Origin of the sequence: Streptomyces sp. NBC_01276, assembly GCF_041435355.1 — a bacterium.
Taxonomy (GTDB): Bacteria; Actinomycetota; Actinomycetes; order Streptomycetales; family Streptomycetaceae; genus Streptomyces.
In genome coordinates this window covers 2,705,507-2,718,993 of the sequence record NZ_CP108442.1, presented here as the reverse complement: position 1 = coordinate 2,718,993, position 13,487 = coordinate 2,705,507, and the positions used below count along the sequence as shown (strand labels likewise).

At 73.5% G+C, this 13,487-nt stretch carries 13 protein-coding genes; 8 read left to right on the top strand and 5 right to left on the bottom strand.

Translation table 11 applies throughout. From position 1 onward, the window contains the following. Nucleotides 1-88 precede the first annotated feature (88 nt). Nucleotides 89-2,050 carry a DEAD/DEAH box helicase gene (locus tag OG295_RS11490; RefSeq protein WP_371676781.1) on the bottom strand — a complete coding sequence of 654 codons (1,962 nt, stop codon included), beginning with the start codon at nt 2,048-2,050 and terminating at the stop codon, nt 89-91. 459 nt (nt 2,051-2,509) lie between these two features. Between OG295_RS11490 and OG295_RS11485 the strand changes: the two genes are divergently transcribed. Further along, nucleotides 2,510-3,268, top strand: a complete 759-nt coding sequence (locus OG295_RS11485; RefSeq protein WP_266842104.1) for a ferritin-like fold-containing protein — start codon at nt 2,510-2,512, stop codon at nt 3,266-3,268. Between the two features lie 102 nt (nt 3,269-3,370). On the opposite strand, the gene OG295_RS11480 is transcribed toward OG295_RS11485, so the two are convergent. The 4 genes from OG295_RS11480 to OG295_RS11465 all read right to left on the bottom strand — a co-directional run bounded on the left by OG295_RS11480 (nt 3,371) and on the right by OG295_RS11465 (nt 5,177). Beyond that, nucleotides 3,371-3,673, bottom strand: coding sequence for a hypothetical protein (locus OG295_RS11480; protein WP_266842106.1), 303 nt, complete (start codon nt 3,671-3,673; stop codon nt 3,371-3,373). A gap of 117 nt (nt 3,674-3,790) precedes the next feature. Further along, a complete protein-coding gene (locus tag OG295_RS11475) occupies nt 3,791-4,018 on the bottom strand; it encodes a DUF3107 domain-containing protein (RefSeq protein ID WP_280916425.1) in 228 nt (75 codons plus the stop codon). Between the two features lie 157 nt (nt 4,019-4,175). Beyond that, nucleotides 4,176-4,814, bottom strand: coding sequence for a TetR/AcrR family transcriptional regulator (locus OG295_RS11470; RefSeq protein ID WP_371676780.1), 639 nt, complete (start codon nt 4,812-4,814; stop codon nt 4,176-4,178). Between the two features lie 147 nt (nt 4,815-4,961). Continuing rightward, complete coding sequence (locus OG295_RS11465; protein ID WP_371676779.1) at nt 4,962-5,177, bottom strand: hypothetical protein; 216 nt, start codon at nt 5,175-5,177, stop codon at nt 4,962-4,964. Nucleotides 5,178-5,312: 135 nt separating this feature from the next. Between OG295_RS11465 and OG295_RS11460 the strand changes: the two genes are divergently transcribed. The 7 genes from OG295_RS11460 (at nt 5,313) to OG295_RS11430 (ending at nt 13,399) form a co-directional block, all read left to right on the top strand. Then, nucleotides 5,313-6,293 carry an alpha/beta fold hydrolase gene (locus OG295_RS11460; protein ID WP_371676778.1) on the top strand — a complete coding sequence of 327 codons (981 nt, stop codon included), beginning with the start codon at nt 5,313-5,315 and terminating at the stop codon, nt 6,291-6,293. A gap of 5 nt (nt 6,294-6,298) precedes the next feature. Continuing rightward, on the top strand, nt 6,299-7,663 hold the full coding sequence (locus OG295_RS11455; RefSeq protein WP_371676777.1) for a DUF3152 domain-containing protein: 1,365 nt from the start codon (nt 6,299-6,301) through the stop codon (nt 7,661-7,663). 70 nt (nt 7,664-7,733) lie between these two features. After that, complete coding sequence (locus tag OG295_RS11450; RefSeq protein WP_356211301.1) at nt 7,734-7,829, top strand: Ms4533A family Cys-rich leader peptide; 96 nt, start codon at nt 7,734-7,736, stop codon at nt 7,827-7,829. 206 nt (nt 7,830-8,035) lie between these two features. Then, nucleotides 8,036-9,772: an ABC transporter substrate-binding protein gene (locus tag OG295_RS11445; protein ID WP_371676776.1), complete on the top strand. Its 1,737-nt coding sequence runs from the start codon at nt 8,036-8,038 to the stop codon at nt 9,770-9,772. A 20-nt stretch (nt 9,773-9,792) separates the two neighbouring features. After that, on the top strand, nt 9,793-10,752 hold the full coding sequence (locus OG295_RS11440) for an ABC transporter permease (RefSeq protein WP_371681168.1): 960 nt from the start codon (nt 9,793-9,795) through the stop codon (nt 10,750-10,752). Continuing rightward, on the top strand, nt 10,749-11,741 hold the full coding sequence (locus tag OG295_RS11435; protein ID WP_371676775.1) for an ABC transporter permease: 993 nt from the start codon (nt 10,749-10,751) through the stop codon (nt 11,739-11,741). Before OG295_RS11440 ends, OG295_RS11435 begins: the two co-directional genes overlap by 4 nt. Next, nucleotides 11,738-13,399, top strand: coding sequence for a dipeptide ABC transporter ATP-binding protein (locus OG295_RS11430; protein WP_371676774.1), 1,662 nt, complete (start codon nt 11,738-11,740; stop codon nt 13,397-13,399). The genes OG295_RS11435 and OG295_RS11430 overlap by 4 nt, the downstream gene beginning before the upstream one ends. The last annotated feature ends 88 nt before the right edge of the window (nt 13,400-13,487 follow it).

Below are 13,487 nucleotides of genomic sequence, written 5' to 3'. Positions count from 1 at the left end.
CCCCGAGGTTACCGGCCCGTACGTCCGGGTACGAGGACGGCCCCGGCCCCCTGGGAAGGGGGCCGGGGCCGTCGTACGGGTGTGAGCCCTACGCCTCCGGGGCGGTCTCCGCGACCTTGCGGGTCCGGGTGCGCTTCGGCTTCGCGGGAGCCTCGGCGGCGGCCTCGGCGACCGGAGCGGCCTCGGCGGCCTTGCGGGTCCGGGTGCGCTTCGGCTTGGCGGGGGCCTCCTCGGTCACCGCGGCGGCGGGCGCCTCGGCGGCCTTGCGGGGGGCCCGGGTGCGGCGGGCCTTGACGGGCTCCACCGGCGGGGCCATCTGGAAGTCCGGCTCGTCCACGGCGGGAGCGGCGGCCTTGCGGGGACGACGCACCTTCACCGGCGCCTCCTCCACCACGAGGGTGGCGGTGGCGAGCGGCGCGACCGGGGTCTGGGTGGGCTTGCGGGTCCGGGTGCGCTTCGGCTTGACCGGCGTCTCCTCGGACACGGCCGGGGCCGGGACCTCGACGACGGCCGGAACCACGGGGGCCTCGACCACGGGGGCCTGGACCACGACGGCCTGGGCCACGGGGGCCTCGACCACGGCGGCCTCGGCCGCCACGGCGGCCCGGGTGCGGCGGCGGCGCGGGCGGCGCGGCTCGTCGGCGGCGGGTGCGGCAGGAGCGGAGGGCGCCTCGGCGGCCGGAGCCACCGCGGACACGGCCACGGCCGCCTCGTCCAGCTCCGCGCCGCCACGGGTGCGGCGGCGCTGCCGCGGCGTACGGGTACGCGCGGGACGCTCCTCGGTGACCACCGCGGCGGCGGCGGGGCCGCGGCCGCCACGGCCACCGCGTCCGCCGGTCTCGCCGAGGTCTTCGAGCTGCTCGGCCTTCAGGCCGGCCCGCACGCGCTCGGCGCGCGGCAGGATGCCCTTGGTGCCGGCCGGGATGTTCAGCTGCTCGTACAGGTGCGGCGACGTGGAGTACGTCTCCTCGGGCTCGTGGAATTCGAGCTCCAGCGCCTTGTTGATGAGCTGCCAGCGCGGGATGTCGTCCCAGTCGACCAGGGTGACGGCGGTGCCCTTGTTGCCCGCGCGGCCGGTGCGGCCCACGCGGTGCAGGAAGGTCTTCTCGTCCTCGGGCGTCTGGTAGTTGATGACGTGGGTCACGCCCTCGACGTCGATGCCGCGCGCGGCGACGTCGGTGCACACCAGCACGTCGACCTTGCCGTTGCGGAACGCGCGCAGGGCCTGCTCGCGCGCGCCCTGGCCCAGGTCGCCGTGGACGGCGCCGGAGGCGAAGCCGCGCTTCTCCAGCTGCTCGGCGATGTCGGCCGCCGTGCGCTTGGTGCGGCAGAAGATCATGGCCAGGCCGCGGCCCTCGGCCTGCAGGATGCGGGAGACGAGCTCCGGCTTGTCCATGTTGTGCGCACGGAAGACGTGCTGCTTGATGTTGGCGACGGTCGCGCCCTCGCCGTCCTCGGAGACGGCGCGGATGTGCGTCGGCTGGGTCATGTACCGGCGGGCCAGTCCGATGACGGCGCCCGGCATGGTGGCCGAGAACAGCATCGTCTGACGCTTCGCGGGCAGGTAGCCCATGATCTTCTCGACGTCGGGCAGGAAGCCCAGGTCGAGCATCTCGTCGGCCTCGTCGAGGACGAGGGCCTTGACGCGGGAGAGGTCGAGCTTCTTCTGCCCGGCCAGGTCCAGGAGGCGGCCCGGGGTGCCGACGATCACGTCGACGCCCTTCTTGAGCGCCTCGACCTGGGGCTCGTACGCGCGGCCGCCGTATATGGCGAGGACGCGGACGTTGCGGACCTTGCCCGCGGTCAGGAGGTCGTTGGTGACCTGGGTGCACAGCTCGCGGGTGGGAACCACCACGAGGGCCTGCGGAGCGTCGGTCAGCTGCTCGGGCGTGGCCCGGCCGGCCTCGACGTCCGCGGGGACGACGACCCGCTCCAGCAGGGGGAGGCCGAAGCCCAGCGTCTTGCCGGTGCCGGTCTTGGCCTGGCCGATGACGTCCGTGCCGGAGAGGGCGACGGGGAGGGTCATCTCCTGGATCGGGAAGGGGGACACGATGCCGACGGCCTCAAGGGCCTCGGCCGTCTCGGGAAAGATCCCGAGGTCTCGGAACGTAGTCAGGGTGCTGCCTCTTCTGTGAGACGCGGCGCGAGGCGGCGAGGGGGGTCGTACCGTGCCGGGCTTGCAGTACTGCGCCCACCCAGGTTCGGGCGGGTCGTACGAAGCTGCGCGGGACCACTAGCCTTCGCTCAAGCGCTCGTGCCGCTGAGGGGGCCCCTCGTGCGGAGGTGGTACGCATGGACGTACACACCGCACAGAGGGCGGTCGGGTTGGAGCCGATCGGGCCACCGACCGGGCATCCTCATTCGGATGGCCCGCCGAGTATTCCGGCAGGCGCATTACCACTGTACCCCGGAATCGCGCAGGTGTGTCGGGTGAATTCACCGGGTAGGCGCGTTTACGTGGACTGAGCAGGTGGTTCGTGCCGCCTTTCGGCGGGCTATTGTGCGGAGCATGTCGACCGTAGAAAACGCATCTCCCGCCGACGACGGCGCGTCCGACGGCGCGCAGGGCATCGCCGCCCAGGACTGGGCGACCGCCTCGGCTTCGCCCCAGTACCGCGCCGCCGTGGTGGACCTGCTCGGCGCGCTGGCGTACGGGGAACTCGCGGCCTTCGAGCGTCTCGCCGAGGACGCGAAGCTCGCGCCCACCCTGGGCGACAAGGCCGAGCTCGCGAAGATGGCCTCCGCCGAATTCCACCACTTCGAGCGGCTGCGCGACCGGCTCTCGGCGATCGACGCCGAGCCGACCGCGGCGATGGAGCCCTTCGCCAAGGGCGTGGACGACTTCCACCGCCAGACCGCTCCCTCCGACTGGCTGGAGGGTCTGGTCAAGGCCTACGTCGGCGACTCCATCGCCAGCGACTTCTACCGCGAGGTCGCCAGCCACCTCGACACCGACACCCGCGCCCTGGTCGTCGGCGTCCTCGACGACACCGGCCACGGCGGCTTCGCCGTCGAGAAGGTCCGCGCCGCGATCGAGGCCGACCCGCGCTGCGGCGGCCGGCTCGCGCTGTGGGCCCGCCGCCTGATGGGCGAGGCCCTCTCGCAGGCCCAGCGCGTGGTCGCCGAGCGCGACGCGCTCTCCACCATGCTGGTCGGCGGCGTCGACGGGATGGCGGCCGGCTTCGACCTGGCGGCCGTCGGCGAGATGTTCACCCGCATCACCAAGGCGCACACCAAGCGGATGGCGGCCCTCGGCCTCGCGGCCTGACCCCCGCCCCGCCCGTCCGTACACGGCACCGGCCCCGGCCGCGGAACCCCCCGCGGCCGGGGCCGGCGCGCGTGCGGGGCCCCGGTCAGGCTCCAGCGCCGCTCAACCCCGCGACGGGAGCGAAAACGGAGGCCTGCGGGACCTTCTTCCGGAGCCCGCCGCCGGCCGCAGGAGCAGTGAGAGCACGACGGCCGACACACCGAGCCCGCCGAGGAAGGTCGCGAGCAGGGTGTTGTGCCACGGACCCAGCGCCGTGTGCGTGAGGTACGCCCCGAACAGGGCCCCCGCCACGCCGCTGACCAGCACTGTTCTGGTGGACGGAAGCCGCTTCGCGAGTACGCGCACGGCGGCGCCCGCCAGGGCGAGGCCCAGCAGGCCGGAGCCGATCGCCTCCAACAGCAGCATCAGGTCACTCCCATACGTCAGGGCAAACCGGGTCACTGCGGTCCTACCCGAAGCGGAAGAAACGGAAACGGCCCGGCGGTATCAACCGCCGGGCCGTTCCCCTCAGTTCCCGGTGCCTCAGAGAGCTCCGAAACCGACCTTGCGCACGCTCGGCTCGCCCAGGTCGACGTACGACAGGCGGTCGGACGGCACGAGGACCTTGCGGCCCTTGACGTCGGTCAGGCTCAGCAGCGGCGCCGTGCCGGACAGCGCGGCGGCGACGATGCTCTCCAGCTCCTCGGCGCTCAGGTCGCTCTCCAGCACGATCTCCCGGGGTGCGTGCTGCACGCCGATCTTGACCTCCACGGCTATGTCCCTCCGACGGTCCGTTTCGCGCGATCAGCCGCGCCGTACCCGGTCCACATTAGCCCGGTGAGGGGACACGATCGGCTCGCGGCGGACACGCTCGCAGCGAACAGCGGCCGGTCAGGGCCCGCCGCCGGCGCCCGCCGGACCCGCCCGCTCAGCCCTCGGTGCCGTGCAGCGGGAAGCCGGCGATGCCGCGCCAGGCGAGCGAGGTCAGCAGCCCCACCGCGGTGTCACGGGGGACCGGGCTCTCGCTGGACAGCCAGTACCGGGCCACCACCTGCGAAACGCCGCCCAGGCCCACGGCCAGCAGCATCGACTCGTCCTTCGACAGGCCCGTGTCCTCGGCGATGACGTCCGAGATGGCCTCCGCGCACTGGAGCGAGACCCGGTCGACGCGCTCGCGCACCGCGGGCTCGTTCGTCAGGTCGGACTCGAACACCAGCCGGAACGCGCCACCCTCGTCCTCGACGTACGCGAAGTACGCGTCCATCGTCGCGGCGACGCGCAGCTTGTTGTCGCTGGTGGACCCCAGTGCCGTGCGCACCGCCACCAGCAGCGCCTCGCAGTGCTGGTCCAGCAGCGCCAGGTACAGGTCGAGCTTGCCGGGGAAGTGCTGGTACAGCACCGGCTTGCTGACGCCGGCGCGCTCGGCGATGTCGTCCATCGCGGCGGCGTGGTAGCCCTGCGCGACGAACACCTCCTGGGCCGCGCCCAGCAGCTGGTTGCGCCGGGCACGGCGCGGCAGTCGCGTGCCCCGCGGACGCGCTGCCTCGGTCTGCTCGATGGCTGTCACGCCGCCTCCCACTTTCTTCAAGAACACAGTGCGCTCTGCGCCGCGCCGCCATCGTACTTTTCGGTAACCGAATCTGGTGGGTTCAAGCCGAGTTTTCTCGCGGTACGGACCACCCGGACACACCCCTGACACGCTGGTCAGCGCCCGTCAGCGGTAGTCGTCCTCGTCCAGCGGGACCACCCGTGCCTGCTCCGCGGCATCCGCCTCCGGGGCCTCCAGGGGCTCCAGGTCGGTGAGCGAATCGTCCTCCTGCGGCTCGATCTCGATGTACTGCTCCGCGGTGTCCGCCTCCGGAGCCTCGGTGTTGAGTGCTTCCCGGAGTTCCTTGCGGAAGGTCTCCGGCTCCGCGGGATCGACTGTCATCGCGCTCCCCTCGCCTTCCCTCGTCCTCCTCCCTACGAGCCTAGGAGGATCGCCGGTCCGCCGCCAGACGATCCTGTGACCGCCAACACAAGCGATGACACGGGGGTGGGCGTGATCGTCTCGTAACATTGGCCCATGTCTTCGACCGAGCTGCCGGGTGTGCGGTCCACCGTCGAGCCGACCTCCCAGGTGGGGGCCGCGCGGGTGGCCGAGGGGGAGCAGCTGCGCACCGTCGCGCTGCCGGGCCTGGAGATGAACGTACGTTTCCGGCCACCGGTGCGGGAAGGCCTGCCGCCCGCGCTCTTCGTGCACGGACTCGGCGGTTCCTCACAGAACTGGTCGGAGCTCATGGAGCGGCTGGCCGGCAGCGTCGACGGCGAGGCCGTGGACCTGCCCGGCTTCGGCTGGTCGCCGCCGCCCGCCGACCGGGACTACTCCGTCACCGGGCTCGCCCGCGCGGTCATCCGCCACCTCGACGCCGCCGGGCGCGGCCCCGTCCACCTCTTCGGCAACTCCCTCGGCGGCGCCGTCTCCACCCGCGTCGCCGCGGTCCGGCCCGACCTCGTGCGCACCCTGACCCTGGTCTCGCCCGCGCTGCCGGAGCTGCGCGTGCAGTGGTCGGCGGTGCCCACCGCCCTGCTCGCCGTACCGGGCGCGGCACCCCTCCTCGTCCGGCTCACCCGGGGCCTGAGCGCCGAACAGCGCACCCTGGGGGTGACGGCCCTCTGTTACGGAGACCCCTCACGGGTGACAGAGGAAGGCTTCCGGGGCGCCGTCGAGGAGATGCGGCGCCGGATGGAGCTGCCGTACTTCTGGGAGGCGATGACGCGCTCCTCGCGCGGGATCGTCGACGCCTACACCCTCGGTGGCCAGCACGGACTGTGGCGCCAGGCCGGGCGCGTGCTCGCGCCGACGCTGCTGGTCTACGGCGGCCGGGACCAGTTGGTCTCGTACCGGATGGCGCGCAGGGCCGCCGCGGCCTTCCGCGGATCGAGGCTGCTGAGTCTGCCCGAGGCCGGCCACGTGGCGATGATGGAGTACCCCGAGGTGGTGGCCGCCGCCTTCCGGGAGCTGCTGCACGACACCGACCGGAACACCGAAGACAGCAAGGGCTGAGGACCGTGGGACGACATAGTCGCAAGGACTCCGCCCCCGCCCGTCCGCGGCCGGAGGCGGCGCCCCGGGAGCCGGAGCCGGAGCCGGAGCCCTTCACACCCGGGCCGGCGTTCCGGGGCGCGCCCGGAGCGCGCCGCGACACCCGGGCCACCGTCAGCCACCGGGGCTACGCCGACCCGACCCGCCCCGCCCCGCCCGGCGCCCGCCCCGGCGGGCACCCCGAGCAGCACGAGCCCGGCGGGGCCTGGGGGGCGCACCCCGCCCCCGAAGCCGCCGGCGTCTACGGCGACTGGCGCGGCGCCCCCCGGGCCACCGTGCACACCCCGCCCGCGCATGCCGGCGACACGCCCGTGCGCGACACCGACACCCCGGCCTTCGGCACCCCCGCCGTCGGGTTCCCCCGGGTCACGGTGGCGCCCCCGCCGCCCGCGCCCGACCCCTTCACCTCCACCGGCTCCCACCGCCGCGTGCCCGGTCCGCGCCGGCCCGAAGCGCCCGCGACCCCGGTGGGCTCCGGGGCCGCCGAGCCGCCCGTCGCGGGCCGGGGCACGCGGATCCGTACGTACACCGGGATGGCCGCGGCGGCCGTCACCACCGTGCTGGCCGTCGTCGTCGCCGGCCAGGTGGTCGCCGATGGCGACTCCGCCCCCGGCAACGCGCACGCCGCCGGGGACGACGCCCCCGAACGCTCCCTGAGCGGCCAGTCCGCCGCCTCCCGCTCCGACGGCCGCGCCACCCCGGCCAACCCGCCCGCCGCCGCCCAGCCGCAGACCTACGAACAGCAGATGGCGCTGCAGCTGCCCATCGACGCGAAGCTCGCCGGTCCGGGCACCTTCGACACCGTCCCCGGGTTCGCCAAGGCGCCGGGCAAGGGGAAGGTGGTGCGCTACCGCGTCGATGTCGAGCAGGGGCTGGGCCTGGACCCGCAGCTGTTCGCCGAGGCCGTGCAGCGCACCCTCAACGACCCGCGCAGCTGGGGCCACGGCGGGGCGATGACCTTCGAGCGGGTACCGGCCGGCGAGGCCGACTTCGTGATCACCCTGGCCAGCCCCGGGACCACCGGCACCTGGTGCGCGAAGTCCGGCCTCGACACCACCGTGGACAACGTCTCCTGCGACTCCGCCGCCACCGAACGCGTGATGATCAACGCCTTCCGGTGGGCGCAGGGCTCACCGACCTACGGCCCGGACCAGATGCTCGCGTACCGGCAGATGCTCATCAACCACGAGGTCGGCCACCGGCTCGGCCACGGGCACGTGAGCTGCCAGACCCCGGGCTCGCTCGCGCCGATCATGCAGCAGCAGACCAAGTCCCTCGACATCGACAACATCCACTGCCTGCCCAACCCCTGGGTCTTCCCCGGGAGTTGACCGAAGAGCGACGGCCGGACGGCCGGATCGGCGTTGACAGCCCGTCCGGTGATCGGTAATTGTTCTCCGCATGTCGCACCGCCACACCACCGCCGCGAGCGCCGCCATAGAGCTGGCGCTCCTCGGTGTGGCCGCGCACAGCGTGGCCGACATCTCCTGTCGCTGACGCCCGCCTGAGCGCGCGACCCGTTTTCGAACCGTCTCGCCGCGCCCGGGCATTCCTGCCCGCGGGCGCGGCGTCCTCCTCCTCGGTGCGCATTCCACCGGTGATCCCGAACGCCGCCTCCCGCCGGGCCGCTTCCGCATCCCGTACACGCATCCCGCAGCCGCGGCAGTCACCGTGCAGCTGCCCGCCGAGAGGTCCCTTTTCCCATGCGCCAGTCCCAGATATCGCGCCGTGTGGCCGCGGTCGCCGTCAGCCTCGCACTGGCCGGAGGCGCCGCCGCCTGCGGGCCCGAGGACGCCGCGGACAAGGCCTCCGCCGGCGGCGGGCCGGGCGCCTCCGGGTCCGCCCCGCAGAAGGGCGGCACCCTGACCGTCCTCAACAACGAGCCGCAGAGCGACTTCGACCCGGCCCGCCTCTACACCTCGGGCGGCGGCAACGTTCCCTCGCTGGTGTTCCGCACGCTCACCACCCGCAACCGCGAGGACGGTCCGGCCGGCGCCAAGGTCGTCCCCGACCTGGCCACCGACCTCGGCAAGCCCAACGCCGACGCCACCGAGTGGACGTACACCCTCAAGGACGGGCTGAAGTACGAGGACGGCAGCCCGATCACCACCGCCGACATCAAGTACGGCATCGAGCGCTCCTTCGCCGCCGAACTGTCGGGCGGTGCCCCCTACCTGCGGGACTGGCTGGTCGGCGGGGAGACCTACGAGGGCCCGTACAAGGACGGCGGAAAGGGCCTCGACTCCATCGCGGTGCCCGACGCCAAGACCATCGTCTTCAAACTCCGCAAGCCCGAGGGCGAGTTCCCCTTCCTCGCCACCCAGACGCAGTTCGCCCCCGTGCCCAGGGCCAAGGACACCGGCGTCAAGTACGAGGAGCACCCGGTCTCCTCCGGCCCGTACAAGGTCGTCAAGAACACCGGCGACGGCGAGACCCTGCTGCTGGAGCGCAACGAGAACTGGGACCCGAAGACCGACGAGGAGCGCAAGGCCTACCCGGACCGGATCGACGTCCGCTCCGGCCTCGACGCGGCCGTCGTCAACCAGCGGCTGTCCACCGGCTCCGGAGCCGACGCCGCCGCCGTCACCACCGACACCAACCTCGGCCCCGCCGAACTCGCGCAGATCGGCGACGACAAGCAGCTCGCCTCCCGCGTCGGCACCGGCCACTTCGGCTACGTCAACTACCTGGCCTTCAACCCGAAGGTGGCCCCCTTCGACAACCCGAAGGTCCGCCAGGCCATCTCCTACGCGGTCAACCGCACCAGCGTCGTCAACGCGGCCGGCGGCTCCGCGCTGGCCGAACCGGCCACCACCTTCCTGCCCGAGCGCGAGGCCTTCGGGTACAGCGCCTACGACCACTTCCCGGCGGGCAGGACCGGCAACCCGGCCAAGGCCAGGGAACTGCTCAAGGAGGCGGGCTTCCCCGACGGGCTCACCGTCACCCTCACCCACTCCAACGCCCAGAACCGCCAGACCAGCCCGGAGATCGCCACGGCCGTCCAGCAGGCCCTCGCGGCCGCGGGCGTCACCGTCAGGCTCGAAGGCCTGGAGACCAACGCCTTCAACGAGCGGCGCTGGGACGCCAGGAACACCCCCGGCTTCTTCCTCTCCCGCTGGGGCGCCGACTGGCCCTCCGGCGGCCCCTTCCTCGCGCCGATCTTCGACGGCCGGCAGATCGTCACCAACGGTTCCAACTACAACCACGCCCAGCTGAACGACCCCGCCGTGAACACCGAGATCGACGAGATCGCCAAGCTCACCGACCTCGCGGCGGCTGGCAAGCGCTGGGGCGCCCTCGACAAGAAGATCGGCGAGCAGGCCCTGGACGTCCCGCTCTTCCACCCCGTCTACAAGCGGCTCGTCGGCAAGGACGTCAAGAACGTCGTGATCAGCGACTGGACCGGCGTCCTCGACATCTCCCAGGTCGCCGTCAAGTGAGCACCCTGACCAACGGGCCGGTGCCCGCGGCCGGGGTCGCCACCCCGGCCGCGGGCACCGGCCGCCAGGTCCGGCGGCGGCTGCGCGGACGCCCGTCCGCCGTCACCGCCGCCGCGGTCCTGGCCCTCCTCGTCCTCCTCGCCCTCGCCGCCCCGCTGTTCGCCCAGCTCACCGGCCAGGATCCGAACGCCTACCACGACGACCTCGTCGACTCCGCCCGCGGCGGCGTACCCCTCGGCCCCTTCGGCGGGATCTCCGCCGACCACTGGCTCGGCGTCGAACCCGGCAGCGGCCGCGACCTGTTCACCCGGCTGCTCTACGGGGCCCGGATCTCCCTGCTCGTCGCCGTCGGCGCCACCACCGTGCAGGTCCTCGTCGGCGTCGCCGCCGGACTCGCCGCCGGACTCGGCCACCGCGTCGCCGGAGCGCTCGTCGCCCGGCTCACCGACGTGATGATCGCCCTGCCCCTGCTGGTGCTCGCCGTCGCCCTCACCGCCGTCGTCCCGCCGGGCTTCCCGCGCCCGCTGCTGCTCGTCCTGGCCATCGGCCTGCTCGGCTGGGGCACCACCGCCCGCATGGTGCGGGCGCAGACGCTCACCCTGCGCGGCCTGGACTTCGTCGAAGCCGCCCGGCTCTCCGGCAACGGCACCCTGCGGATCGCCCGCCGGGAACTGCTGCCCTCACTGGCCGCACCCGTCATCACCTACGCCGCGATCCTCGTCCCGGGCAACATCGTCGTCGAGGCCTCGCTCTCCTTCCTCGGCATCGGCGTGAAGCCCCCCACCCCCTCCTGGGGCCAGATGCTCTCCAGTGCCCAGACCTGGTTCCGCGCCGACCCCGCCTACGTCCTGCTCCCCGCCGGGCTGCTCTTCGTCACCGTGCTGGCCTTCACCGTCCTCGGCGACGCCCTGCGCACGGCCCTCGACCCGCGCGAGGCCTCCCGCCTGCGGGTCGGCACCGGAAAGGAACGCACGACGTGACCCGCTTCGTGCTCAACCGGCTCGGCGGGGCGGTCCTGGTACTGCTCGCCCTGTCCGTCGCCGTCTACGCCCTCTTCTACGTCGCCCCCGGCGACCCCGCCCGCCTCGCCTGCGGGGAGCGGTGCAACCCGGCGCAGATCGCCCAGGTGCGCGCGCAGCTCGGACTCGACGACTCCGTCGTCGTCCAGTACCTGCGCTTCCTCCGGGGGCTGGTGGCCGGCCGCGACTACCCGGGCGGTGCCGGACTCCTCCTGCACTGCGACGCGCCCTGCCTCGGGTTCTCGTACCAGAACGACCGGCAGGTCACCGAGCTGCTCCTGGAACGCCTGCCCGCCACCTTCTCCCTGGCGCTGGGCGCACTGGTGATCTGGCTCGTCCTCGGCGTCGGCACCGGACTGCTGTCCGCGCTGCGCCGCGGAGGGTTCACCGAACGCGCGCTGACCGTGATCACCCTCGCCGCCACCGGCACCCCCGTCTTCATCCTCGGCCTGCTCCTGCTCATGGCCGTCTGCGCCCACCTGCGGTGGCTGCCCTTCCCGACCTACGTGCCCTTCGGCGAGGACCCGGAGCAGTGGGCCTGGAACCTGCTGCTGCCCTGGATCACGCTCGGCTTCTTCGAGAGCGCCAAGTACGCCCGCGTCACCCGCAGTTCCACCCTGGAGACGCTCGCCGACGACCACATCCGCACCTTCCGCGCCTACGGGGTGGGGGAGCGTGCGCTGGTCACCCGGCACGCGGTGCGCGGGGCCGTCGCGCCCGTGATCGCCCTCAGCGCGGTGGACTTCGGCACGATGATCGGCGGCGCCGTGCTGACCGAGTCCCTGTTCGGCATCCCCGGCCTCGGCAAGACCCTCATCGACGGGGTGCGGGTCGTGGACCTGCCGGTGGTCGTCGGCGTCGTCCTCGCCATCGGCGCGGCCGTCGTGATCGCCGGCGCCGTCGCCGACCTGCTGTACGCCGTAGCGGACCGAAGGGTGGCCCTGACATGACCGAACCCCTCGTGGACGTCCGCGACCTGGTGGTGGACTTCCCCGTCGGCGCGCCGGGGGAGTACCTGCGCGCCGTGGACGGGCTGTCCTTCACCCTGGAACCCGGCCGCGCCCTGGCCCTCGTGGGCGAGTCCGGCAGCGGCAAGTCCACCGTGGCGGCCGCCCTGCTCGGACTCCACCGCGGTACGGGCGCCCGGCTCGGCGGCACCGTACGGGTCGGCGGCACCGACGTGGGCACCGCCCCGACACGGCAACTGCGCGCCCTGCGCGGGGGCACCGCGGCGATGGTGTTCCAGGACCCGCTCGGCTCCCTCGACCCGTACCACTGCGTCGGCGACCAGATCGCCGAGGTGTACCGGATCCACACCACCGCCTCCCGGCGCGCAGCCCGCGCCCGCGCCGTCGAGGTCCTCGACCGGGTCGGCATCCCCGACGCGGCCCGCCGCGCCCGCTCCCGCCCGCACGAGTTCAGCGGAGGCATGCGCCAACGGGCCCTGATCGCCATGGCGTTGGCGTGCGAACCCCGGCTGCTGATCGCCGACGAACCCACCACCGCCCTCGACGTCACCGTCCAGGCCCGGATCCTCGACCTGCTCCACGGCCTGCGCGAGGAACGGGGCCTGGGGCTGTTGCTGGTCACGCACGACGTGGGCGTGGCGGCCGGGAGCGTCGACGAGCTGCTGGTGATGCGCGGCGGCTCCGCCGTGGAGCGGGGCCCCGTGGGCCGGGTGCTGTCCGCCCCCGGGGCCCCGTACACCCGCGAGCTGCTGGCGGCCGTCCCGCGGCTCGACGGTCCGCGCGCCCCCCGGCTGCGCCCGGTCCCCGACGCGCACGGGCCCGTCGTCGAAGCCTTCGGCCTGCGCCGGGAGTTCGGCCGCGGGAAGCGGCGCGTCGTCGCCGTCGGCGGACCGGACCGGGCCGACGGGGTCTCGCTCGCGGTGCGCCGCGGGGAGACGCTCGGCATCGTGGGGGAGTCCGGCAGCGGCAAGAGCACCCTCGGGCGGATGCTCGTCGGGCTGCTGGCACCCGGCTCCGGCCGGATCCACCACGAGGGCCGGGAGACCCGGGGCATCGCGCCCGGCGCCCAGATGGTGTTCCAGGACCCGGTGTCCTCCCTCAACCCCCGCCGCTCCGTCGGCGAGTCCATCGCCGACCCGCTGCGCGCGGCGGGCCGGCGCGACGGGGCCGCGATCCGGGCCCGGGTGGAGGAACTCCTGACCCGCGTCGGCCTGGAGGCCGGGCACTACGACCGCTACCCGCACGAGTTCAGCGGCGGCCAGCGCCAGCGCGTCGGCATCGCCCGCGCCCTGGCCCCGCAACCCACGCTGATCGTCTGCGACGAACCGGTGTCCGCCCTCGACGTCACCACCCAGGCACAGGTCACCGCCCTGCTGGCGGAACTCCAGCGGGAGCTGGGGATCGCGCTCGTCTTCATCGCGCACGACCTCGCGGTGGTCCGGCAGGTCAGCGACCGGGTCGCGGTCATGCACGGCGGCCTGATCGTCGAGGAGGGCCCGGTCGACGAGGTCTACGAACGCCCCGCCCACCCCTATACCCGGCAGCTGCTGGACGCCGTACCGGCCCTCGACCCGGGCCTGGCGGCACGGCGGCGGTCCGCGCGGCAGAAGGTGTCCGCGCGGCAGGAGATGTTCGCGTAGGCCCGCACGGGAGCGGGCCCCTTTCTAGCGTGCTCGAACGCGAACCGTACGGGAAAGTTACGACTCTTCACCCCTTCCGGTGGCGCGA